Origin of the sequence: Bacteroides caccae, from assembly GCF_002222615.2 — a bacterium.
Lineage (GTDB): Bacteria > Bacteroidota > Bacteroidia > Bacteroidales > Bacteroidaceae > Bacteroides > Bacteroides caccae.
Map to the genome: position 1 here is coordinate 2,839,492 of NZ_CP022412.2, position 24,526 is coordinate 2,864,017.

At 42.4% G+C, this 24,526-nt stretch carries 15 protein-coding genes, 1 tRNA gene and 1 pseudogene; 4 read left to right on the forward strand and 13 right to left on the reverse strand.

The genetic code is table 11. The annotated features are described in order from the left end of the window. Nucleotides 1-19: 19 nt before the first annotated feature. The gene (locus CGC64_RS11440) at nucleotides 20-1,375 is read right to left on the reverse strand and encodes an MATE family efflux transporter (protein ID WP_005676383.1); all 1,356 of its coding nucleotides are present in this window, start codon (nucleotides 1,373-1,375) and stop codon (nucleotides 20-22) included. Nucleotides 1,376-1,465: 90 nt separating this feature from the next. Here CGC64_RS11440 and CGC64_RS11445 point away from each other — a divergent pair. Continuing rightward, nucleotides 1,466-2,850: pseudogene (locus tag CGC64_RS11445) on the forward strand (GDSL-type esterase/lipase family protein). 246 nt (nucleotides 2,851-3,096) lie between these two features. After that, entirely contained in the window at nucleotides 3,097-4,971 is a 1,875-nt protein-coding gene (locus CGC64_RS11450) for a PAS domain-containing sensor histidine kinase (RefSeq protein WP_032855056.1), read from the forward strand. A 44-nt stretch (nucleotides 4,972-5,015) separates the two neighbouring features. Here CGC64_RS11450 and CGC64_RS11455 read toward each other — a convergent pair whose 3' ends face one another. Both CGC64_RS11455 and CGC64_RS11460 read right to left on the reverse strand, forming a co-directional pair. After that, complete coding sequence (locus CGC64_RS11455; protein WP_005676379.1) at nucleotides 5,016-5,291, reverse strand: GyrI-like domain-containing protein; 276 nt, start codon at nucleotides 5,289-5,291, stop codon at nucleotides 5,016-5,018. Between the two features lie 223 nt (nucleotides 5,292-5,514). Continuing rightward, nucleotides 5,515-5,587 (reverse strand) — tRNA-Lys (locus CGC64_RS11460). Between the two features lie 121 nt (nucleotides 5,588-5,708). On the opposite strand from CGC64_RS11460, the gene ettA reads away from it, so the two are divergent. Beyond that, nucleotides 5,709-7,400: an energy-dependent translational throttle protein EttA gene (gene ettA / locus CGC64_RS11465; RefSeq protein ID WP_005676378.1), complete on the forward strand. Its 1,692-nt coding sequence runs from the start codon at nucleotides 5,709-5,711 to the stop codon at nucleotides 7,398-7,400. A 215-nt stretch (nucleotides 7,401-7,615) separates the two neighbouring features. Further along, nucleotides 7,616-10,921 carry a TonB-dependent receptor gene (locus CGC64_RS11470; RefSeq protein ID WP_032837656.1) on the forward strand — a complete coding sequence of 1,102 codons (3,306 nt, stop codon included), beginning with the start codon at nucleotides 7,616-7,618 and terminating at the stop codon, nucleotides 10,919-10,921. A gap of 109 nt (nucleotides 10,922-11,030) precedes the next feature. Here CGC64_RS11470 and CGC64_RS11475 read toward each other — a convergent pair whose 3' ends face one another. The 10 genes from CGC64_RS11475 to CGC64_RS11520 all read right to left on the reverse strand — a co-directional run bounded on the left by CGC64_RS11475 (nucleotide 11,031) and on the right by CGC64_RS11520 (nucleotide 24,137). Next, the gene (locus CGC64_RS11475; RefSeq protein ID WP_005676376.1) at nucleotides 11,031-12,131 is read right to left on the reverse strand and encodes an endonuclease/exonuclease/phosphatase family protein; all 1,101 of its coding nucleotides are present in this window, start codon (nucleotides 12,129-12,131) and stop codon (nucleotides 11,031-11,033) included. Nucleotides 12,132-12,152: 21 nt separating this feature from the next. Further along, nucleotides 12,153-14,855 carry a hybrid sensor histidine kinase/response regulator gene (locus CGC64_RS11480; protein WP_032855055.1) on the reverse strand — a complete coding sequence of 901 codons (2,703 nt, stop codon included), beginning with the start codon at nucleotides 14,853-14,855 and terminating at the stop codon, nucleotides 12,153-12,155. A 68-nt stretch (nucleotides 14,856-14,923) separates the two neighbouring features. Next, nucleotides 14,924-16,138, reverse strand: a complete 1,215-nt coding sequence (locus CGC64_RS11485) for a glycosyltransferase family 2 protein (RefSeq protein WP_005676374.1) — start codon at nucleotides 16,136-16,138, stop codon at nucleotides 14,924-14,926. Between the two features lie 151 nt (nucleotides 16,139-16,289). Then, nucleotides 16,290-17,069, reverse strand: a complete 780-nt coding sequence (locus CGC64_RS11490) for a class I SAM-dependent methyltransferase (protein WP_005676373.1) — start codon at nucleotides 17,067-17,069, stop codon at nucleotides 16,290-16,292. 13 nt (nucleotides 17,070-17,082) lie between these two features. Further along, nucleotides 17,083-17,940 (reverse strand): glycosyltransferase family 2 protein, encoded by an 858-nt coding sequence (locus tag CGC64_RS11495; protein ID WP_005676371.1) that lies wholly within the window; start codon nucleotides 17,938-17,940, stop codon nucleotides 17,083-17,085. A gap of 2 nt (nucleotides 17,941-17,942) precedes the next feature. Beyond that, a complete protein-coding gene (locus CGC64_RS11500) occupies nucleotides 17,943-19,100 on the reverse strand; it encodes a glycosyltransferase family 4 protein (RefSeq protein ID WP_005676370.1) in 1,158 nt (385 codons plus the stop codon). 30 nt (nucleotides 19,101-19,130) lie between these two features. Continuing rightward, nucleotides 19,131-20,261 carry a glycosyltransferase family protein gene (locus CGC64_RS11505; protein WP_005676369.1) on the reverse strand — a complete coding sequence of 377 codons (1,131 nt, stop codon included), beginning with the start codon at nucleotides 20,259-20,261 and terminating at the stop codon, nucleotides 19,131-19,133. A gap of 39 nt (nucleotides 20,262-20,300) precedes the next feature. Then, entirely contained in the window at nucleotides 20,301-21,755 is a 1,455-nt protein-coding gene (locus tag CGC64_RS11510; protein ID WP_005680703.1) for a lipopolysaccharide biosynthesis protein, read from the reverse strand. Next, entirely contained in the window at nucleotides 21,752-22,957 is a 1,206-nt protein-coding gene (locus CGC64_RS11515) for a glycosyltransferase (protein ID WP_005676366.1), read from the reverse strand. Before CGC64_RS11515 ends, CGC64_RS11510 begins: the two co-directional genes overlap by 4 nt. A gap of 52 nt (nucleotides 22,958-23,009) precedes the next feature. Further along, nucleotides 23,010-24,137 (reverse strand): glycosyltransferase family protein, encoded by a 1,128-nt coding sequence (locus CGC64_RS11520; RefSeq protein WP_032855053.1) that lies wholly within the window; start codon nucleotides 24,135-24,137, stop codon nucleotides 23,010-23,012. Nucleotides 24,138-24,526: the final 389 nt, after the last annotated feature.

Consider the following 24,526-nt stretch of genomic DNA (forward strand, 5'->3'; position numbering starts at 1 on the left):
GAAAAATGTCGATAAACTGTTACTTTCCGACTACGGACGGGAGGTTCAGGCATTTCTTCCTAATGATGATAAACCAGCTTAGGAGGATAAGTCCTTTGGCAACAGTTGTGACGCTGACTGCCCACCAGATACCTTCTACTCCCATGCCCATTCGTACAAATAGAATGGCAAGCGGGATACGCATATAATTACATCCGATACTGATAATAGCAGGAGGTACGGTACGCCCGATACCATAGAATACTCCTTGCATGGTGATTTCGAGCATCATGAAAAGCTGGGAATACCCGTCAATGCGTAGAAATACACCTCCGGCCTCATAGGCTGCCTGCTCGGGTACGAATATTGAAAAGACTTCGTTTCCGAAGAAGATGAATAGCAGTGTACAGAAAGTTCCGAAGATTCCTGTCATCCATAAGGTGGTATACCATGCTTTGAGCACTCGTTCGGTTCGTCCGGCAGCATAGTTTTGGGCGATAAAAGCACTGAGTGCGGTTGAGAATCCTTGTGAAGTGTTCCAGGTAATTGCTTCGATTTGTCCTCCGGTCGTGAAAGTCATTAAGCCGATGTGGCCGCCTTGCTCAGAGGCGGTACGGCAGAGGAACATATTGACAAATGCAAACAGGGTATTCAATGTGGCTACGGGTAATCCTAGTTTTAGGATACGTCGTGTGTATCTCTTCTTTAATTGAGTGAAGAAAGGAAATCCACCGAGCAGTGAGTCTTTTCGGAAACGTAGTTGGTAGATGAAGATAGAGAAAACAGTAGCTTGTGAAATCCAGGTTGCATAAGCGGCGCCATTGGTCTCCAAACCGAAACCGAAGATGAACAGAGGATCAAGAATGATATTCAAAAGAAGTCCGGTACCACTGATATAGAACGGGATTTTACTTCGTCCTGCGGCATTGTAGATACCTGTAAAGGCGGCGGAAAGGAAAATAAACGGCATTCCGGTAGAGATAATCCGTAGATATTCTATTGCATTGGCGGTAATGTGTACCTCAAGTTCGTAGATACAGATGATGGGTTCTGCAAGGATGAAAAGTAATCCGCCCCAACAGAGAGAAATGATAAGTGCAATCGTAATGTTATGGGAGGCAAAGTGACGGGCATCTTCTTGATTTTGTGCGCCGATAGATTGTCCTACACTGACTTCGGAACCTACCTTATTTAATAGGGAGATAGAACCGGACATCCATGTCAGGATTCCGACAGAACCAATGGCTGCTACGGCTTCACTACCCAGCCGTCCTACCCATGCCATATCCGTGAGACTGTATGCCATTTGGATAAATGACGTAGCCATGATAGGCATTGCTAAATTGAATAGTTGACGATTGATTGGCCCGTGTGTCAGGTTTTTAATTCCTTGCATTTCTTTTTCTATTTAAAAGGAGGCGCAAAGATACATAAATTTACTATCTTCGCACATTAAATCATTCATTAATCAAAGTATACAGATACTATGAAACAGAAATTTTCTATTCTTTTATTCCTGTTGCTTTTATGGTTCACAGGTTCTCAGGCGGTAGCTCAGAATGCTCCGAACCCTTTTGATATTGAACAACCTTCGCTTCGCGTATTTCTTCCGGCGCCGGATTTGGCTACAGGTCGTGCTGTAGTGGCGTGCCCGGGTGGTGGATATTCGCACTTGGCTGTAGACCACGAAGGATATGATTGGGCACCGTATTTCAACAAACAAGGTATCGCATTGATCGTTCTGAAATATCGTATGCCGAATGGTGACCGTACACTTCCTATTTCGGATGCCGAGGCTGCCATGAAGATAGTGCGGGACAGTGCTGATGTATGGAATCTGAATCCGAGAGATATCGGTATCATGGGATCTTCTGCCGGCGGACATCTTGCATCGACAATCGCGACTCATGCCAAACCGGAACTTCGTCCTGATTTCCAGATTCTTTTCTATCCGGTAATTACAATGGATAAGTCGTATACTCACATGGGTTCCCATAACAGCCTTTTGGGTAAGGATGCTTCTGCTGAGTTGGAAAAGGAGTATTCTAATGAGAAGCAAGTGACAAAAGAAACACCGCGTGCTTTTATCGTTTATAGTGATGATGATAAGGCTGTTCCGCCCGCTAATGGAGTGAATTATTATCTGGCTCTGAATAAGAATGGTGTTCCTGCTGTTCTGCATATTTACCCTTCCGGTGGTCATGGTTGGGGAATTCGTGAAGGTTTCCTTTATAAGGATGAGATGTTGAACGAACTGACTTCATGGTTACGTAGTTTCAAAGCTCCCCGTAAGGATGCCGTTCGTGTAGCTTGTATTGGCAATAGTATTACGTATGGAGCACGGATTAAGAATCGTGATCGTGATAGTTATCCTTCTGTTTTAAGTCGTATGCTGGGTGACGGTTATTGGGTAAAGAATTTCGGAGTAAGTGCCCGCACGTTGCTGAATAAGGGTGATCGTCCTTATATGAATGAAAAGGCTTATCAGGATGCATTAGCTTTCAATCCTAATGTTGTGGTTATCAAACTGGGAACAAACGACAGTAAATCGTTTAATTGGAAACATAAAGCCGACTTCACGAAAGATATGCAGACTATGATTGATGCTTTCAAGGCATTGCCTGCCCAACCGAAAATCTATCTCTGTTCCCTTCTAAGGCATACCAAGCTAATGAAAGTATCAACGATGATATTATTTCTAAAGAAATTATTCCGATGATTAAAAAAGTTGCCAAGAAAAACAAGTTGGATATAATTGATCTTCATACGGCAATGGATGGAATACCACAACTCTTTCCGGACAAAATTCATCCGAATGAAGAAGGTGCCAAAATAATGGCAAAAACTGTTTACGAATCAATTAGAAAATAGAAGCATATCTTTTTACTTTGATTATTTAGCCTTCTAAAATGCTGGTAATCATACGAAAAACTATTTAAGCAAATATTTGTAAATGTTATAGCCACTAATACTATAGAAAGTAGGTATTAGTGGCTATTCTTCTTATAATATGCTAAAAAAGTGTCATTTTGAAAGAATGGGAAGCCTGTAATATCTAATTTTGTGCTCGTAAATGTGTTGAAATGATTAATGGATAATGTCTTTACTTCATCAATTATGAGCAAACAACAAGATTTTGTGTTCTTATCAAAGTTAATGGCTAATGCCAATATGGGGTGGTGGGAAGCTAATTTGGCAACGGAATGTTATACCTGTTCCGAATATATATCTGAGATTCTGAATTTGGATGAAACAGGGACTATTAGTTTTGAGGATTTCAATAAACGTATTTTGAATGAAGAACAAGGTCCGACAACGGTTCGCTCTTTCGATGTACAGTCGATGTCGGAAGTCGTTTATTTATTAAAAACCCCAAAAGGGTCAGTTTGGATGCGTAGTAAGATTTGTTTTCGAGAAGTAGATGATAAGGGAAATACGATTGTGTATGGCATTGCAGAAATGCAGGACGGACCGGATACTGCAATAGCTTGTCAGGCTTTACAACGTAGCGAACGGCTTTTACATAATATTTATAAGAATTTGCCTGTTGGTATTGAGTTGTATAATAAGGAGGGAGTATTGGTCGACCTCAATGATAAAGAATTGGATTTGTTTCATGTAGATAGTAAGGAGGAACTTCTAGGCATCAATATTTTCGAGAATCCAGTTTTCCCGGAAGAGATGAAGGAGAGGTTGAGGAATAATGAGGATGCGGACTTTACCTTTCGCTATGATTTCTCAAAGTTAGGAGAATATTATTCGAATAATAAGGCGGAAGGTACAATCGATCTTGTGACTAAAGTAACTACTTTGTATGATGAGAATCATAATCCGGTTAATTATCTACTGATTAATGCTGATAAAACGGAGACTACGGTTGCTTATAATAAGATTCAGGAATTTGAGGAATTTTTTGAGTTAATAGGTGACTATGCGAAAGTGGGTTATGCTCATTTTAATATTCTAAGCAAGCAGGGACATGCACAGAAAAGTTGGTATAAAAATATAGGAGAAGAGTCTGGAACTCCTTTATCCGAGATTATTGGTACATATAAATCTTTTCATCCTGATGACCGTGATTTGATTCTTCAGTTTTTTGAGGAGGTACAAAAAGGAAATGCTGATAAGTTAAGTCATAAAATACGTGTCTTTAGGGAGAATGGAGAGTGTACATGGACGCATGTTAATCTCTTTGTCAGAAAATATGCACCCCAAGATAAAGTCATAGAATTGATTAGTATTAATTATGATATTACAGATTTGAAACAGATAGAAGAAATGCTCGTTAATGAACGTGATAGAGCTGAAGCTTCAGATCGTTTAAAGTCAGCTTTCTTGGCTAATATGAGTCATGAAATCCGTACTCCGTTGAATGCTATTGTTGGTTTTTCAAGTCTGTTGGCCAGTGCGGAAAATGTAGTGGAAAAGGAGCTTTATAATTCTTTAATTAGTCATAATAACGAACTTTTGCTTAATCTGATCAATGATATCATTGATTTGTCTAAAATTGAAGCCGGATATTTGGAGTTACATCAGAATTGGTTTAATCTTACGGAGCTTCTTGATGAGTGTGTGGCAGAATATGCTCGTCTTCTTCCTTCTGGTGTGGAACTTCTGACCAGTTATCCGGAACATGATGCTTTGGTGGAACTTGATAAGTTGCGTATCAAGCAGATATTGAATAATTTTCTTTCAAATGCTTTGAAGAATACGATTCGTGGATATGTGGAAGTGTTTTATGAAATAGATAAGCATTGCGTTAGAATTGGGGTAAAAGATACCGGTTGTGGTATTCCTCAGAATATGTTGGAGAAGATATTTGAAAGATTTGAAAAAGTGGACTCTTTTGCACAAGGTGTGGGGTTGGGGTTATCTATTTGTAAATCTATTGTCGATAAAATGAACGGACGAATACAAGTATACTCTCAGCTAGGATTGGGCACTACTTTTATTGCAGAGCTACCTTGTCATTCCATATTAGTCAATGAATAAAAAACAATTGATGTTTCTGTGGTTTTATACCTGTTTGCATTTATTCATTCGGATATCTCATTATATAAATTAGCCAGTTCGTTATATGTTCCTCTGTGCAGGCATGATACTACTTTTCGGGCAGGAATTACCCGAAGAGTAATATCATCTTTCCTCTGTAATAATTTTGCTGATTTAAATCCGATAACCATTCTAATATTTTCTTCAGTCAGATTTTCATAATCAGGATACTTAACAAAAGGAATATCTGTTGTAGCTGCATCTTGTTCTTCAAACAAAGAACTTATTTTCATAAAACTTTCTCTAATAGCCTGTGACATTCTTAGTATATCCGTTTGTTATTCAATAATTAAGGTCGGTTGTTCGGCTTGTGGTATTGGCTACACTGAATTTGGGCTAATAGATAATACCTATTTTCCTGAATATCCTAAAAGTACGACTTATCAACGACGACTTCTACCGCTTGTAATGATGAAATCAAGAGAAAGACAAAGAATAAATCCCTGATAATCAATGATTATCAGGGATTTATTCTTTGTCTAGTGATCCGCCTGGGGCTCGAACCCAGGACCCCAACATTAAAAGTGTTGTGCTCTACCTGCTGAGCTAGCGAATCAATCCTTGTTACTTTCTTTCGAAATGCGGGTGCAAAGGTAGAACATTTTTTTATAACTCCAAAGGATTTCAAACATTTTTCTTATCTTTGTGCCATTATCAACAATATACATTATTAATATATGGCTGCTGACGATAAAAAAATTATCTTCTCAATGGTAGGGGTGAGCAAAGCATTCACTCCAAATAAAAATGTGTTGAAAGACATTTACCTGTCATTCTTTTATGGAGCGAAAATCGGTATTATTGGTCTGAATGGTTCCGGTAAGTCAACGTTAATGAAGATTATCGCAGGTTTAGAGAAATCCTATCAGGGAGAAGTGGTCTTCTCTCCGGGGTATTCCGTAGGTTATTTGGCGCAGGAACCCTATCTTGACAACACGAAGACAGTAAAAGAAGTAGTAATGGAAGGTGTGCAACCCATTGTTGACGCACTGACAGAATACGAAGAAATCAATCAAAAATTCGGTTTGCCGGAGTATTACGAAGACCAGGATAAAATGGATGCTCTTTTTACTCGTCAAGGCGAATTGCAAGATATTATTGATGCAACAGATGCATGGAATCTGGATAGTAAACTGGAACGTGCAATGGACGCACTTCGTTGTCCGCCTGAAAATCAGTCTGTGGCAAATCTTTCCGGAGGTGAACGTCGACGGGTAGCTCTTTGTCGTTTGCTGTTGCAGAAACCGGATGTGTTGTTGCTGGACGAGCCTACCAACCATTTGGATGCAGAATCTATCGATTGGTTGGAACAACATCTTCAACAATATGAAGGGACTGTTATTGCTGTAACCCACGACCGTTACTTCCTTGACCACGTTGCCGGCTGGATTCTCGAACTAGATCGTGGTGAAGGTATTCCATGGAAAGGAAACTACTCTTCCTGGCTGGAACAGAAGACGAAACGCATGGAAATGGAGGAAAAAACTGCGAGCAAACGTCGTAAGACGCTGGAGCGCGAGTTGGAATGGGTTCGTATGGCTCCGAAAGCTCGTCAGGCAAAAGGGAAAGCCCGCCTTAATTCATACGACAAGTTGTTGAATGAAGACGTGAAAGAGAAGGAGGAAAAACTGGAAATCTTTATTCCGAATGGTCCTCGTTTAGGTAATAGAGTTATCGAAGCTAAACATGTGGCTAAAGCATACGGTGATAAACTGCTGTTTGACGATTTGAATTTTGTGCTTCCCCCGAATGGCATTGTCGGCGTAATCGGTCCGAATGGTGCAGGAAAAACTACACTTTTCCGTTTGATTATGGGACTGGAAACCGTAGATAAGGGGGAATTTGAAGTAGGAGAAACTGTAAAAGTAGCCTATGTCGACCAGCAGCATAAAGACATTGACCCGAACAAGAGTGTTTATCAGGTAATTTCCGGTGGTAATGATTTGCTTCGTATGGGCGGACGTGATATTAATGCACGTGCTTATCTTTCTCGTTTCAATTTCTCCGGAGCCGATCAGGAAAAACTTTGTGGTGTGCTCTCCGGTGGTGAGAGAAATCGTTTGCACCTAGCAATGGCTTTGAAAGAAGAAGGTAACGTGTTGTTGCTCGATGAGCCTACCAATGATATCGACGTAAATACACTGCGTGCTTTGGAAGAAGGTCTGGAAGACTTTGCTGGTTGTGCAGTTGTCATTTCACACGACCGTTGGTTCCTCGATCGTATTTGTACACACATTCTGGCTTTTGAAGGAGACTCCAATGTGTTCTACTTTGAAGGTTCCTATTCGGAGTACGAAGAAAATAAATTGAAGCGTTTAGGGAATGAAGAACCGAAGCGTGTTCGTTATAGAAAGTTAATGACCGACTAGTGTAAAATAATAGATTGAAGCATTTCTAATGCTTTCTGTTTCAAAATAAAAGGCTCTGCAAGTTATGTAGAGCCTTTCTTGTTTTATAACGCAATAAAACGTTTATCTCTCTTAAAATTTTGTAGTATAATTGTAACGTAAGTCTAAATAATATTAATTATATTTGTGCGCAGTTTTTAAAAGCAAACAATTAGTATAAACTAATCAATTACATTATGTTAAAAAGAACGCGGTCTTTTTTGGTGCTAGTAATGTTGCTAATGACAGTCACAATGAGTGCACAGGTTACCACAGCCACTATGAGTGGTAAAGTGACAGCACAAGATGAACCGATTATCGGAGCAACTATTGTTGCCATTCACGAGCCTTCAGGAACTCGGTATGGAACTGTGACTAATGTTAGTGGTCAATTCAATTTGCAAGGTATGCGTACTGGTGGACCATACAAGGTAGAAATTTCTTATGTCGGTTATCAGACAGCTATTTACAAAGGAATCAATCTTTTATTAGGAGAGAATTATGTTTTAAATGTTTCTTTAAAAGAGAGTTCTGAACTGTTGGACGAAGTGGTGGTGACTGCTTCTAAAGAAAGTAACATGAAGTCTGATAGGGCAGGTGCTATTATGAATGCTAATCGTGATATGATTAGTAACACCCCAACTATTTCCCGTAGTATTAGCGATATTATGCGTCTTTCTCCACAAGGTGCTGATGTTGGTAATGGTTTTGCAGTCGGTGGTGGTAATTATCGCCAATCATTTGTGACAGTTGACGGTGCTGCTTTCAACAATACATTCGGGTTGGGAGGTAATCTTCCGGCTAACGGCTCTCCAATTTCTTTGGATGCTTTGGAACAGGTTACAGTAGCTGTAACCCCGTTTGATGTTCGTCAGAGCGGTTTTACAGGAGGTGCAATTAATGCAGTAACTCGTTCGGGAGATAACCAATTTCGTGGAACTGCTTATATGTATTTTAATAATGAGAATCTAAAAGGAAGTAAAGTTGATGATTATGAACTTTTACGTTCCAAAGCTCAATATTATACTTATGGTGCAAGCTTCGGTGGTCCGATTATAAAAGATAAATTATTCTTCTTTGTAAATGGAGAATATGAAGATAATGTAACAGCGGGATCAAACTATCGTCCTCGTACTGCACTTGGAGAAAGCTATAGTGGTGGTAATATACATCGCCCTCTCCAAAGTGACATGGATGATATGCGTGGTTTCTTACTAAACAAATATAATTTTGATCCGGGAAAGTATAATGACTATTCAACGGATACCCCTGCTTATCGTGTTATGGCACGTGTTGACTGGAATGCTAATCAAAACAATAAAGTTAGTTTCCGTTTTACCAAGACACATACCAAAGATTCTAACTTCCCTACCAGTTCAGTCAGTCCATTATCTACATCAGCTCTTTATCCGGGAGGAACATCCACTGAAGTCATAGATGGTAAACCTGTTGGTACCATTGCTCCTGGACAGGGACGTACTTCTAAATATGCGCTTAGCTTTTCGAATTCCAACTATTATCAAGTGCGTGATTTTACTTCTGTTGCAGGTGAATGGAACTCTCGTATGGCTCAAGGAGCAATGAATAATATGCTACGTTTTGCATATTCTTATCAAGATGAGCCTCGTTCGTTTGATGGTCCTCTTTTCCCAACAGTTGATATTTTGCAGGATGGTGCTGTATATGCCAATTTTGGTGCAGACCTTTTTACTGCGGGCAATCTGCGTCAGACAAAAGTATTCACCATTACAGATGAGTTTAACTGGAACGTAGGTATTAATAAGTTCATGGCCGGTTTCCAATATGAGCATACAAAGGCTATTAATGGTTATATGCTGGGAGGTGCTGGTTACTATGTTTATTCAAGTTGGAGTGATTTTGTAAATGATGAGACTCCGAAGGCCTTTGCTATAACCCATTCAAATTCACCTGATATGTCTCAATTCCTTGCAGAATTGAAATTCCAACAATATTCTTTATATTTGCAAGATGAGGTTTCTGTTTCAGAAAACTTTAAAGTAACAGGTGGACTTCGTTTTGAACTACCGACTTACCCTTCTTTAAAGAATAATTATAATGAAGAATTTGCCAAATTAGATTTTGGAGGTCAGCATTATTCAACAGACCAACTTCCGGGTGCAAAAGTATCAGTATCTCCACGTGTTGGTTTTAATTGGGATATAACAGGAGATCGTAAGTATGTACTTCGTGGTGGTACAGGTTTGTTTGTTGGACGTATGCCTTTCGTTTGGTTGATTTCTGCTGTCGGAAATTCAGGCGTGGGACAAACTACCTATTATTATACGGATGCTGCTACTGCCCAATATAAACCTCATTTCCATGCAAATCGTGATGAGATTTTGAAGGACTTGTATGGTGGTCAGACGCATTCAAAAGTAGAGCTTCCTAAAGATCCGACAATTATTGATAAAGATTTGAAGATGCCTTCTACTTGGAAGACCTCATTAGCTCTTGATATGAGATTGCCGGGAGATGTTAACTTTACTTTGGAAGGAATTTATAGCCGTGATTATAATCCGGTTGTGATAACTAACCGCGGTTATGAATTGCAAGAGGCAAAATTGACTCTTTCTCCCAATGATGTTCGTGATACTTATAAGATATATAACAGCGGTCGGAATGTTTATCTTTTAGAGAACTGGAAAAAGGGTGCTTATTACTATTCTATTTCAGCGCAATTGCGTAAGAACTTTGATTTTGGTTTAGATTTATCATTTGCTTATACACATTCAAAATCTCGTTCATATAGTGATGGTATTGGTGACCAGGTAACTTCTGCCTATAAGACTAATACTTATTCGGTAAATGGTATCAATGAACATGAATTGGGTTATGGTACCTATGTAGCTCCTGATCGTATCTTGGCTACAATCGGTTATAAAAAGGAATATGGAAAGCATTTTGCTACTAGCGTTTCTTTGTTGTATGAAGGAATGCAGATGGGATATTCCGGGTCATGGGGATATAGCCGCTACTCGTATACTTTCTCTAGTAATGTTGTTGGTGATGCAGGCGCTAATAGTTTATTGTATATTCCTGCAACACGTGAAGAATTGGATAGCTGGAAGTTTAGTGATGCTGCTTCTTATCCGGCTAAGGAGCAAAGAGATGATTTCTGGAATTATATTAACCAAGATAAATACCTGAAGAATCGCAAAGGTAAGTATGCCGAGAGAGGTGGAGCTGTTATGCCATGGCATCATCAAGTTGATTTTAAATTGAATCAAGATTTCTATTTGAATGTTGGTGGAAAGCGTAACTTGCTGCAAGTAGGAGTTGATATTAAAAACCTTCCTAACTTATTGAACAACAGTTGGGGACTTTATAAGCAGGTAATCAATTCGAGCTTGTTGCAATATAAAAACGGAGAATTTACTATGAATAAGAATGCAGGTGAGACATTGACAAGCACTTATCGTGATTTCCAAAGTTTTAAATCTACTTATTCAGTACAGTTTAGTGTACGTTATATTTTCAATTAAGACAATATAGTATAACTGAAAATTAAAAGCAACTAATTCATAACGATTTAGTTGCTTTTTTGTTTTTATTGCTGAATATCCAGTTGAGTCCCATTACAAAGAACACCTTTTATAGCTTCATCCTCATCACCACCGGATTATGATCACTATATTCCCAGTCCGGTGAGAAATAATCCAAACCTTTCAGTTCGGGCGAGTGAAGAATATAGTCAATTCTCAACAGGTGCTTAAAATATTTGAAAGTATACATATATCCGTGTCCGCCGGTCTGAAAGCCGTCTAGCAATTTATCACCTTTCACGGTGTGGTAAACGTAAGAAGAAGGGAGTGAGTTGAAGTCACCGCAGACAAGAGTAGGATAGGGGGAGGCAGACACCAGTTGATTGATAAAATTAGCTTGTACTGCACGTTTCCGGAAGTTCTCATGCAGGCCGTCGGCGAGCGTAAGGGCGGCACGTTTGGCTCTTTGAGAGTTGTCTTGGCGAAGTTCTTTTTCCAGTTTGCGCTTATTGCGGCTCACTTCCGTAGTTTGCAGGTGATTATTAAACAGACGGATCATACGACCGTTGACTTCAATATCACACCAGAGACTACAATTACCGGAGTTGGGATAAATAATCAGATGCTCCTTTTTGATAGAATAACGGCTGAAAACAGCAAGTTGTAAAAGATGTTGTCTTTCGGGAGAAGAAGGAATATAATGATAAGGCCAGTCAGACAACGCAGTACATAGACTGTCGACGCCAAACTCATCATCAATACCGAACTCTTGAAAACAGAGAATGTCCGCTTTCAGATTTCTCATCTGTGCAGCGATCTCCTTACATGAATACCCGGTGTGTTCGCGGTTGAATCCGTCAACGTTGTAAGTGGCTACGGTCAACACTCCGGGAGTATATGCGTTAACTTTGACTGTCGGTTTAGAAGCCGGATCGAGAAGCGGGAATTGGAGAACACAGTTGATGTAACCCCAATTACTGAATATGGCAATTAGCGGAATGAAAACCCAGCATCGCCAACGAATCGTCCAATAAACAGCAGACGCCAGATTGACCAACAAAAGTATCGGTAGTCCCAAACCGATAAAAGGCATAAACTTGAAACTGTCCGGTGAAGCAGTACCGCTAAATGCTCCTGCTATTGTGACACCCGCCAGGATACACGATAAAAGAATAGAGATGTAGTAAAATAGTCTATAAAAGGCTTTCATCTTTTCTTGGTTATGTTTATATCACTCTTGTATTTTATTATTTAATTCTGGAGACAGCCATTTATTGAGCATTTTTTTCAATTCCGACTGCACGATCGGCTTGGATATGAAATCACTACATCCCGCTTCTTTGGCAGCTTTCTGGTCTTGCGGATAAGCGTATGCACTTTGAACAACAATAGGAACGGTGGCAGACAGTTCGCGAATGATTTTCGTAGCTTCCAGTCCGTCCAGATTCGGCATTTTGATATCCATTAAGATGAGGTCAGGTTTCACTTCATCATACATTATGACGGCTTCCATACCGTCGTGTGCATGAACCAACCGATAATTCTTGCCAAGGATAGCATTCAGCAAATCATAGTTACTGTCCGTGTCTTCGGCAATCAAGATGCAGGCTTGTTTCTCAGGAATTTGTTCCTGTGGTGTTTCATTGGAGGGTTGTTCAGTCAGGTCAGAAGGTTGAGAAGACTGCGAAAGTTGTGAGGACTGCGAAGACAGTGAAGATTGCATACCTTCTGTTGTGTCCGCAGCCTTCTTTATAATATTATAAGGCAACGTAAAATTAAACGTCGTTCCTACTCCAAATTCAGAGTTGACAGTAATCTTTCCACCCAGTCGTTCAACGATCGACTTACAGATAGACAATCCCAATCCCGTGCCCTGCGCATGATTATTCAGCTTGGCAAAACGTTCGAACACACGTCCCACCTTTTCCGGTTCGATGCCTGTGCCCGTGTCGGTCACATGAAAAACGATTTGGTCGCCGACCCGTTTGTATCCATAACTAATGCTCCCTTCTTTCGTGAATTTGGCGGCATTGCCAATCAAATTAGAAATCACCTGGAACACCCGATTCTTGTCCGTTTCAATCATCAGACTTTCGTCCGAAGGCTCGTGAACGAGGCTCACGCCTACCGGCATACGGAAAATATGAGCGTCGTGCACTTCCCTGCATAAGTTGTGCAGGCTTGTAGGTCCTATGGTAAATTCGATAATTCCCGATTCAATTTTCGAAAGATCAAGAATCTCGTTGATAAGCTCCAGCAGGCGACCATTATTGGACTCAACGATACCATAATACGTCTTTCTTTCCTCCTCATCATTACTTTCGGCGATAAGTTGCGAGAAGCCGACAATGGCGTTCAAAGGAGTACGAATCTCGTGACTCATGTTGGCGAGGAAAGCCGATTTTAGCTTGTCGGACATTTCCGCTTTCTCTTTTGACGATTGAAGTTCACGTTTGATCATCTCCAGTTCCGTGATATCCCATTCGATGCTGACGATGATAGGAGAGGACAATTCATCCCCGTCCACCCGGATTTTCCGTTTGTCGAGGATAATCCGGTTACCGTTTTTATCCCTCCCTTCGGTCGTCCAATGCAATCCCTTTCCGGTGGTTGCCACTTGTATATCCTCCTGTCTCTTTTTATCGGCCACTATGGGCGGATAATAGTCAAAGTCATTCTTTCCGAACGACTCACCGACGCAGAGATCACGGTTGTACGACTCACGGTTACGGTAGAGATACCGGAAATCATTATTGATCTCCTTCACCACAATTCCCGCAGGCAGATTATTGATAGTAGTATCCATAATCAAGTTGAGTCGCTTGATTTGCGCCTCATACCGGATTCGTTCGGAAATATCATGTGCAAACGACCAGTAACTTTCTTCTCCGGAATCATTGGTCACATTATACATTGTGCCTTCGTATGCCAGAATATCCCTGTTGATTTTCGAAGGATGATGAGCGATAAAATTGCTGCTTCCGCCGTGCATGATGTCCTTACAACGTTCGTTCCACGCTTTCTGCGTAGGCATATCTGCGGCAATATCATAAATTTTCAGTTTACAGATATCCACATTCTCGCAAATCCCGTGATTGTGGAGAAAACGCCGGTTGGCAAAGATGATCGTACCGTCCTCTCTGGCGGCAAAGATACTCTCCTTGGCGTTGTTGATAGCGTGCGTCAGCGTATTGATATCGTTTCTGCGGCGCTGGATATCGGTGATATTCTGGATATATCCCTCGATCGTAAGGCTGCCGTCCGGGAGTTCCTCACGCAGATAAGCCTGGATACGCATATAATATATCTCTCCGTTCACCTGTACGCGGTAGCTGATACTGTCCGTATTGAACCTCTCCAGATTTCTAAGTTTCCAGTTGATAAACGTCTGCCGGTCTTCTTCAACGATATACTCCCTGTATTTCTCGAAAGAAATGCTTCGTACCGTTTCTTCGCACAACACGCCGGTATGTCCCAGATAATGAAAAACGTTTTCATTCGTATTGTACACCCACTGACCGATTTGCGCCACTTTCTGGATCTCCCGCAGCGTTCGGTTCGTTTGTTCCAGTTGGCGTTTCACGTTGCTTCTTTGGGTGATGTCGCGATACTGGCAGAGCACCATGTCATCATAAGGATGCATGATGCATTTAAAATAATAAACATCTTCCTTTAGTACCAGTTTGAAGTTTTTACTGACGCTCTTTTTCCCTTCAAGTACCGATTGGAAGACAGGAACAACCCTTTCCCGCGTATATTCGGGCAGGAGTTCAAATATGTTTTTTCCTAGAAGTATCTCATCCTGTAAGAACCATAGGTCACAATGAGGATCAATGTCTATGCAAACACCATTCTTGTCGACCAACAACATTGTATCGGCTGTCAGTTTCAATATCCTTTGCGCGTTATTTGTATCATGTAATGTTCTGTTCATGTCCATTCGATTAGATGATTAAGACTATTGCATCTTACAAAGATAACAAAAGATTTGATTATTTGTTTTTATTTTTCTGCCCGCTTTGCTTTTTCCCAAGTCCCGCTCCCTCTTTTCTTCTTCAGATAGCGGATTCCTCTCAAGACATTTATATTCATAAAGAGGAAGTAATAGGGGATAAACAGCAATTTATTCTTTATCTGTCTGGTAGACAGATAATATCCCCAGTATCCCAGTCCGTAGAAAAACACCTGTAACACGAGCAGGACGCCGTAGAACACAGGCGAGCCGCCCGTCAGTAAAATCGCAACATTCAGCGGGAGAAGTGCGAACAATAGAAAAGGCGTGACAGACCACCTCAACACCCGGTGCGACGTGTACTGAAAACTAAGTACCCCGTAGCGGAAAGGGTTCAGCAATGGGCGAAGCCTACGGATTGACTGCAATCCTCCGGCAGCGATACGCACCTTCCGTTTTTCCTCCTCGCGCATATCGGCCGAACCGCTTTCAATGGCGTAAGCATTCGTACAATAAGCAATGATATACCCCTTCATCGTGATACGCAGTGAAAGGATGAAATCATCAAGCAACGTGTCCGGCTCCATTGTCTCAAACAATTCCCGCCGCACGGCAAACAGCTCTCCCGCAGCTCCCACCGCCGAATACAACCGTGCATCAAGCGCCTTCAACGTTGATTCATATTTCCAGTAAATACCTTCGCCACCGGCTGCCGCCCCGTCCTTCGCTTGCACGGCAATCCGTTTTTCACCTGCCACGCAGCCCACTTTCGGATTCCGGAAAGCAAGCACAATCTCCCGGATTGCCTCCCGGTTCACCATTGTGTTCGCATCCGTAAAGACCACCAACGGGGTGTCAACCAGTGTCATGCCGCGTGTCATGGCAGCCGTCTTGCCTTGCCGTAGCGGTTGGAAGTGCACCGTTGCCTTTCCTGCCCAGCGAGTTTGCAAACGCTCGTTCGTTCCGTCATCACTGCCGTCCGTCACCCAAACAATGCGCAACTTATCCGCCGGATAATCCAGTTCCAGGCTATTCTCCATTTTCTCGTCCACTACATCTTCCTCGTTGAAAGCAGTGATGAACAGTGTCACTTCCGGCAATTCATCGTTCGATGCAGGTAATGAGTATTTCACCGGTTTCACGAAAAGCTCTTTCAGTTTGACGAGAATATAGAGCACGATTCCGTAGCCCAGATACGTGTAGAACACGACGAACAGGGCAAACCAGAAAATAACTTCGAGACAAAGAGTAAGACTTCCGTTCATAACTATATTATTATTTGTTTTTCGTATCGTTTATATTCGCCTTTTGCCAACCGTTTATTTGATTCGTTTTTTCAGTTCCTCCTTCTTTTCCGGGGTTTTACTAATTCACTTTACCACTTAAAATTAGAAGAAGAGCCATAGAGACAGTATATTACTTATTTTCTTCTTTAAGCCTCATATATTCTTCCAAACTGATTGGAATATGTCCATGAATCTTATATTTAACCTTGTTTTTTATGATATAAAAGAAAGCATTCCATATCTTTTGTATCTCTTTTATTGCACTTCTGCGTGGATACATCTGTTCTACCATTTGTCGGCTCCACGGTTGGGTGAAGAAAGCAGTATACTTCTCATTGGTCGGGTTAATAATAAATTCTATATCATCTTTCCATTCACACCGGTTCAGCATCAAGTCTCCTTCGGTGAGCCATAACAATTTATAGGTCAGCGATTGATAAGGAAGATAATTGAGAAATAATTCACCATAATTATTTTCATAGTTTCCCGGCATTCTCGACTTCTCAAAAAGAATCAGTTTGTTGTCCAGGTGGAGAATAATCCATTTATGTGATTTCTTGGGGAAAAGAAATTCTCCCAGCAGACTGGGCGTTTCCATATACCCCCTTTTGGCAACTCTGCATTGTTCGCGGATAAACTCGGCAGGATTTTCCGCGTGCTCAAGTACCTGGTTACAAATAACATAATCAAATTCTTTATCTTTAAAGGGGAGAGCTTCTCCATTCGCATTAATAAACTGCTGATGTGGATAAATCTTCAGATTCCCGCATCTATGGTAGTTAGAGTCTACAAATAAGTCCACAAGCACGTTTGAACGAAACGTAGGGCTGTGTCCCGGCCCCACTTCCAACACCTTGTCTTTCTTGCCTATTTTCAGGTTATCTCTATCGTAAGGAGTACGCGTTATCATAATAGCATTTGTTTTATTTGTTTTTTATCAGATTATTATCTTCGTCTTTATATTCATTTTTCCTGGTAAACATACTGCCTGCTCCTTTGAACGCTTTGACTAGTCTCGTTTTGAAACTATTAAAGAGCGAACCGTCGTTATTTAGAGTGCCATATCCTGTCATGACCCTGGCTTTTCCGGAATGGATAAAGACCAATTTTCCATAAGGCTTCATTGCCAAAGCCAGTGACCCGTCCTCGCCCCGGATAATATCTGTCCGGAAACCGAATTTTCTGCCCAGCTCGGTGTTAAACCCGAATGTCATTCCCCGTACACAAAGTTCCGGACGCTGTATCGACTGAATACGCAAATGAAGATCCCTCAATGCTTCGTACCACCACAGTCCCGTGGCGGAATGGCGTTCATCGGGAATAAAACTCCACAGGCTGAACGTGCAAGCCACTCCCGGCTTCATCAGTTGCTTTACGTGCGTCTTTATATAGCGGGAAGGATATATCGTATCAGTATCGATGCAGATATGATACTTTCCTTTAGCCTGATTAAGTCCGCATTGGCGGGCGTGTCCGGGGCCCTTCTTGGTTTCATTGAAATAAGTCACTCCCAGCTGTTGCATCACCGCTTCCGTGCGGTCTGTGGAGTTGTTGTTGACCGCTAAGATTTCTATCGGGAAATCACATTCATTGTCGCAAAGCGACCACAAACAACTCAACAAACGCGTTTCCTCGTTATGGCAAATGAGAACAACCGAAGCCAGCGGTTGCTTGTTTTCGGATAACTTCCGCAACTTTTTCTTCACAAAACCGACCACCTCCGGCGGTGCCGAAGCAAATGGTTGCTCGTAAACCTGCAAATATTTCGAATACCATTTCATAATCAATTCTTTAAAGTGAGGCTTTCAAACAACTGTTTCCATTGTTCGGCAATCTGCTCTATCTTGAAACGTTCCACGTCAATTCGGGCTTGTTGTCCCATTTTCCGGCGTATTTCGTCATTCTCTATCAAGTAACATATCTTTTCTGCCAGCATTTCTATATTTCCGTTTTCTACCAGCAAGCCATTCTTACCGTCGTCAATAATGTCGCGTGGCCCGCACGGGCAAGTGAAAGAAACAGGGGGAACACCGCACGACATCGCTTCGGTAATGACCATTCCGAATCCCTCATAGCGCGAGGAAAGCACAAAGATAGAACTCCGGCAATAGTTCCGGATAATGTCGGGTGTTTGCTCCTCAAGATAAAGCGTATCCAAGTGATATTTGTCTTTTAGGGCAAGAAAATCGCTCCTGTCTCCTCCGCCATATATTCTTAAATTCCAATCAGGATGCTTTTGGGCTACGATTCTCCATGTTTCTATTAATAAGTCAAACCCTTTTTGGTACGCATATCTCCCTACTGCAATAACCTCCTTAGCCGTGCAGTCCGACGTTTGCTTCGGATAGAAAGGCAACGGGTTGTAGATGACGGTGGTATTATCCAGATAAGATGAGAAATTCTTCCGGTCCTCTTCCGTCAGGATAATAAACTTAGACAATTGTTTTACTTGCCGATCCAACTGCTTCATCCAAAGTCTGGAAAGTCTGCTTTTGATGAATCCGGTATTTTTGGCTTCTGCAAGATCTCTGAAATTCGACTTGTTGACATGGATTTCTCCTATTTTCACGCTGCCGTCGTGGATAGAGTTTATAAAGTTAATTTCCCTTCTGAGCATGGATACGGTGATGTCCGGCCGTATTTCAAACAAACACTTCGTGAGGCGTTTTTTGTATAAACGCTGTTTGCAGGCATAGATGAATAACTTCTTGTACAGAGGTTTGTTCCATAGCTCGTTGAAATTAATATCCAGATGAATCAAATGTACTTTAGGCGATAAGGCGTAAAAAGGTTCCAGCCCTTTGCCGTCTGTCAGGATGATGTATATGTCATATCCTAGTTTCTCGGCAAAATAGTTGGCTTTTATGGTAAGTACCCGTTCCATTCCCCCCGGTATATAAAGCGAAGGAAGGCAATAGACTATTTTAATTTTTTTATTCATCAACCATTGTTTGTTATTTATTGGGGAATACTATTCTAGTGATCCGAATCCGGCTTCTTTGATAACTTTCTGCATTTGCGCCTTCCATGATAGCGGATAGACGGATTCTCTGATCTCAAGCGGCGTCATGGTCAGCGCACGTTGAAATTCGACCAGTCCCATGATGTCAACCGGTGATTCGTCTGCGGGAGCTTTCCATACATACGGTGCGGAGTCGAAATCATCATCATTTTCCGAATAGGTGAACGCTAATCCACGTGCGGCATATTCGCGGTTTTTCAGCGTTTTAATATGAGCTATGCCACTCCGGTGACGCCCTAAACTGCCAATGGCAAAATCTGCTTTTTCAAATTGTGCGTCCAGTTCTTCGCTGTGGAGAGGTCCGTGCAGAATCACGTAAGGCTCCAGATGATTGTCGCGGATGACGGGCAGGATTTCTCCCTGTTCGCGTTCGCCGGTCAGAGGTCCTACGATGTGAAAATAGACTTTGTAATCCGGATTTGTCCGGTAGTATTCGGCCAGTCCGTTAACCAGTCGGTCGAACCCATGCCAGTAGTGCACTTCTGCCACGCCGATTAAGTGCAGTTCATGTGAAGTGTTGTTCCGGTTCTGCTTCAGCGGGATAGCGTCAAAATCTATTCCGTTGGAGATGCGTATCGTTTTCCCTCCGAAGATCCTGCCGGCATTAGAGAAAGTGACGATACCGTCCAGGATCTTGGCCAACGAATGGCGGAAGCAACGGTCGACGGCCAGACTGAGTTTCATAGACCGGGTGATGTATTCCTGGTCATACGGGTAGGTCGGTATTTCCATGACAACCTTTGCGCCGATACTTTTCAGATGTTTCACCAGCCGCAGCGTGAAAGGGTTGGCGTTGTGGGCCGACCGGATGTAGACAAATTCTATTTTTTCGCGGCGTGCATATTTGATAATGGGGGCGTAGTAGATGCGTTTCCACACTTTCGCTGTGGTTCCTGTCCCGAAATCGGCAATGACTTCGTTGTCTATCATCAAACGGCGTTCGCAATGAGGGGTAATGTCATAATAACACAAGCGGGCATCCACTCCACATTCTTTGAGAGCTTTTACCTGATAATGTATTTTCTTACTAATTCCATTTGCTTTATCGAAGCCATGGAAGATAAGGAACAAGGCTTTCATTCGTTTTTAAAGTCTCTGTATATTGTTTATTCTGTCTTTTTATTTCCCTTTTCTCGTCATGCCGCGCACTTTTCCGATAATGTCAAATTCGTGCGTAGCCTGTATATATCCTCCAAAGATAATAAAACTAACAATACCTTTAGCAATAATTGTCACAAAAATATTCATTCCCTCCATTGCGTACTGCACGGGAATGAGGGCCAACACCATTAATCCGCTTACAGCAAGCGGAGAAATAAGCTGACGTACGAACGGCCGGAGGTTCCGCCGGAAAGTCACCCGGTACATCTGCCAATAACATTGCACGAAGTTGATAGTGAACGTCGTTACGATACAACCCGCTATTGCTGTAAGTGTGCCGAAATAGAAAATTCCGAGCACTATTCCCGCCACATTGAGAGTAGACGAGAACAGGCCGCAGATGAAAAGGCTCCGTGTGTCACCTGCTGCCTGAAAGATAGAACCCGATGAGGACAATATGATCTGAATTCCTACCGAAAGCGCCAGTATCCGGAATACAGCTACGGAGGGTAACCACTGATTACCGAAAATAATGAGTGTCACTTCTTCCGCAGTGAAAAAGAGCAACACGCTGAGCGGCAGTCCGATGAAGGCGAGGAAGCGGATGATCCGTTCGTAGGACGTTGCCAGTTTCATCTTGTCATCCTGAAAATCACTGAAGATAGGGTGCATCACCGGAGTGACCACTTGTGTGATATTCTGCAAGGGAAGCATCATGAGGCGGTAGGACTTCTCGTAATATCCGAGGTCGGACATTCCCATATGTTTGCCGATCAGCAGTTTGTCTAAATTCCTGCTGAAATAACAGATGACATTGAATAGAAACTGGTAGACGGAATAAGAGAAGATCTTCCGAATGGATGATAGCCCTAACGTCATGCGTAGATGTTGGGGATAGCGGTGGAATGAGATAATATAAATCAATATGCTCGACACGATCGGGGTGATGAGTAAAGCATACAGTCCCGCTCCGCTCAATGCGGCAATGACAGCTCCGGTGCCGGCGGTGATTTGAATGACAAAGCTGCGGATAGCAATGAATTTGAACTCCTTGTTTTTGTAAAACAAGGCTCCCGGCACGATATTGACCGATGCAAAGAACAGGTTGATAGATAACAACTGGCAAAGAGTGCGTAATATAGGGCTGTCGTAATAGGCGGAAATGGGCCATGAGGCTATAAAAAAGAGCAGGGCGACCGCTATGCCTGTCCAAAACGTGAACGAGTAGATGTTGGTCAGGTCGTCTTGGGTGAGAGCCTTGTTCTGTATAATGGCGGGAGACAGTCCCATATCTGTGAAAATGGCGAAAAAAGAAATGATGACCGTAGCAATGGCCACTATTCCGAAATCATCCGGCGAAAGCAGTCGTGCCAGAATACCGGCCACAACCAGTGAGATAATGATTCCGCTGTATTTGGCTATGGCTGTATAGAATACTCCCGAAAAAAGTTGCTGTTTAATATTGTTCGTCACTTTGTTTTTTCTTTAATTAGGTACTCCAGATAACTTTCCCACTGTTTGATAATGGCGGGCAGTTTTATTGATTCGGCTATCTCTAATGATACTTTTCCCATTTGGATTAACCGTTCCGAGGGAAGTTCCGTTATTTTAGTCATGGCTTCCGCCAGTTCTTCTATGTTTCCGTTTGAAAACATGAAGTGGTTGTCTTTCTCCTTGAGGAGTTCTTTTACAAAGGGAAGGTCGGAGGCTATGACAGGGAGGCTGTGGCTCATGGCTTCTGCCAGGACGAGCCCGAATCCTTCCCACCGTGAACTCAGTATATATACGCTTGCCGAGGCATAATGTTTTTGTATTTGTCGGGTGAAGGGAGAAATTGTTACCCTGTTTTCCAGCTTGTGGTGGGCTATTTGTTTCAGTAATGCAGGTTTCTCAGGGCCTTCACCGACAATTTCCAGTGTCCATTCCTTGTTGTCACGTGCAAAGATAGCAAACGCTTCAATAAGGATGTCAAAACCTTTTGTCAGATGTGACATCCTTCCTACCGAGAGGAAACGTTTGTATGCCGGACTTCCTTCTCCCTCCGGTGTCAACGAAAGGGGGTTGTATATGGCGATAGGAAAGAGGTTCAGCTCTCGTTCGTACAGTCCGCGGTCGTAATTGGTGAGCACGATGATTCCGTCCAGTTTCGTCATTTCATGTCGGAACTGATTTTTCTGCTCATATAGATAGAACCCCGGAGTGTTAAAGAAAGCGTTAAAAGAGGTGTGCATCCAGCCTACTACCCGGCGGGCTTTCAGCCGGTGGCGGATACTGGCCAGTTGGAGTGACAGAAAAGCGTGCACTCCAACGATTATGTCGTAGTTCTCGTTGTTTAATTCACCGATGAGAACTTTCCGTTGTGTGTGTGGGAATGAGCTATATCCATACCATTGTGAGGTGATAGGGATTTGTGGTATGATTCTTTTTTTGTATAAATAACTGTATGTTTTGCAGGGCAAATATTCCCATTTTCCGATAGGGGGGAGGCTGATGTGGCGGAAACGAATATTCCTTTGTCCCAGTTCATACATATTGAGATCTTCTTGTTCCGGTTTGTCCAGGGTCAGTATTGTCACTTCGTGTTTGGCAGAGATTGCTCCGGCTATCACTGCCAAAATACGCTGTACTCCTCCAACACTGAATATAGAGTCACAATAGAAGCATATCTTTATCATTTGGATTTTTTTATTCTTTACTGTTAATAGTGGGCTCAACTCTTTGTCTCAATTAGTTGAATTGATGCCTGTCTGCCAATTCTTCGTAGAGTTCGGCGTATTGTTTCCCAACTTTGTTTATACTCATGTTTCTTATCGCATACGCGTAGTTCGCTTCCCCTTTTCCCCGGGCAGACAGATGTCGTGCCTCTTTCAGTGCTCGGATTATGTCCTGTTTTTTATCGGAACGGAAAACCGGATTACCCGTATTTCTCAATAATTCGCCGATATTCCCGGAATCCGGCCCGATAACGACTTTATGAAAGAGGAAGGCAAGCGGGATATTGACTGAGTTGAGTTGTCCTTTTCGTTGAATGAATATGACATTTGAAGCGGCCATGTAGTAAGGCAGGTCGCAATTGTCGATTAGTTCGTCATTGGCACCGGCGCGTAGCTTCATCACGCGGTTGAGCAAGGACATGAGCAGGTAGTATCCGGTTTTTGAGGCCCACCGCTTGAGGAAATTTCCGCCGTAATGGTTGTGCCGTGAGAAAGGGTAGAGGCGGGGGGCTAACAGTAACTTTTGTTTTTCGTTCCACGAACGGAAGGCTCCCAACACCATACGTATCTCTTCGCAGTTTCGGAATTCCCCGAAAGCAGTGACGATAAATGCTTCTTGTGGAAGTTGCAGGTATTGCCGTGCACGCTCTACGCTGATGTCCTCTTGGTAAGTATACTGATAGATGTGATGCAGGATGACGGCATTCCGGCTGTCGGGATGTTTGCCGACGAACTCCTCCAGACTGAAACGCCCCATGTGCACCACAACGTCACTTTGCGATTCGATGATGTCGTATGCCCGGCCGATAACTTCGTTGGCGTAATGGGGACGCACATTGTGGCGGGTATAGACAAAATGTGTCCCTCGCGAACGGAAGAACGCGATTCGTTCTTCCAGCCGGCGGACGATGCCGGGGTCGTCGCACATCCGGCCCACCACTTCTTCGGGCCATTGGAAATGGATGATGTCATAGGTCTTGTCCGACTCCCAGAATTCCTTTGTGGAACATCGCACGTCAACACCTGTCATTCGGATAGCATCACACAATACAGGTACGAACAGATTGCCCGCATCTCCGTTTTCTCTAAAGACGATGAGCGCTGTTATCGACGAACCGCTTGTATCTTCACTGTCATTCATGTTTTTCTCTTTTGATATTGATTCGCTTTGCTGTGCTACAAAGGTATGAAAAGATATGATAACTCTCTCTTTTTTCATGCCAAAATTGCTATGAAGCGGACAATAAAAAAATGCTGAACGGTTCTGTTTCTTCTATCAGCTTGATAATTTCTTTCGTAAGAGGGATTTTTTTCTCTTTTATATATTGTCCAAAGAAGACACAGACTTGTGTGTATTTGAGGGCACTGATGATACAGGGATTCGGTTGGAACCAACGGTGGAAAGTAGATGTGTCGATATTAAGATGTACACATAAGTCCATGACGGTCAAATGGCACGTCTCAAGTAATTTCTTTATTAACAAAATTTTTTTGTTATAAATCTGATTTACTATTTTGTTCTCTTCTTGC

Coding starts and splice junctions, on each gene's coding strand:
- CGC64_RS11440 (WP_005676383.1), bottom strand. CDS start 1,375: ATGCAAGGAATTAAAAACCTGACACACGGGCCAATCAATCGTCAACTA.
- CGC64_RS11450 (WP_032855056.1), top strand. CDS start 3,097: ATGAGCAAACAACAAGATTTTGTGTTCTTATCAAAGTTAATGGCTAAT.
- CGC64_RS11455 (WP_005676379.1), bottom strand. CDS start 5,291: ATGTCACAGGCTATTAGAGAAAGTTTTATGAAAATAAGTTCTTTGTTT.
- ettA (WP_005676378.1), top strand. CDS start 5,709: ATGGCTGCTGACGATAAAAAAATTATCTTCTCAATGGTAGGGGTGAGC.
- CGC64_RS11470 (WP_032837656.1), top strand. CDS start 7,616: ATGTTAAAAAGAACGCGGTCTTTTTTGGTGCTAGTAATGTTGCTAATG.
- CGC64_RS11475 (WP_005676376.1), bottom strand. CDS start 12,131: ATGAAAGCCTTTTATAGACTATTTTACTACATCTCTATTCTTTTATCG.
- CGC64_RS11480 (WP_032855055.1), bottom strand. CDS start 14,855: ATGAACAGAACATTACATGATACAAATAACGCGCAAAGGATATTGAAA.
- CGC64_RS11485 (WP_005676374.1), bottom strand. CDS start 16,138: ATGAACGGAAGTCTTACTCTTTGTCTCGAAGTTATTTTCTGGTTTGCC.
- CGC64_RS11490 (WP_005676373.1), bottom strand. CDS start 17,069: ATGATAACGCGTACTCCTTACGATAGAGATAACCTGAAAATAGGCAAG.
- CGC64_RS11495 (WP_005676371.1), bottom strand. CDS start 17,940: ATGAAATGGTATTCGAAATATTTGCAGGTTTACGAGCAACCATTTGCT.
- CGC64_RS11500 (WP_005676370.1), bottom strand. CDS start 19,100: ATGAATAAAAAAATTAAAATAGTCTATTGCCTTCCTTCGCTTTATATA.
- CGC64_RS11505 (WP_005676369.1), bottom strand. CDS start 20,261: ATGAAAGCCTTGTTCCTTATCTTCCATGGCTTCGATAAAGCAAATGGA.
- CGC64_RS11515 (WP_005676366.1), bottom strand. CDS start 22,957: ATGATAAAGATATGCTTCTATTGTGACTCTATATTCAGTGTTGGAGGA.
- CGC64_RS11520 (WP_032855053.1), bottom strand. CDS start 24,137: ATGAATGACAGTGAAGATACAAGCGGTTCGTCGATAACAGCGCTCATC.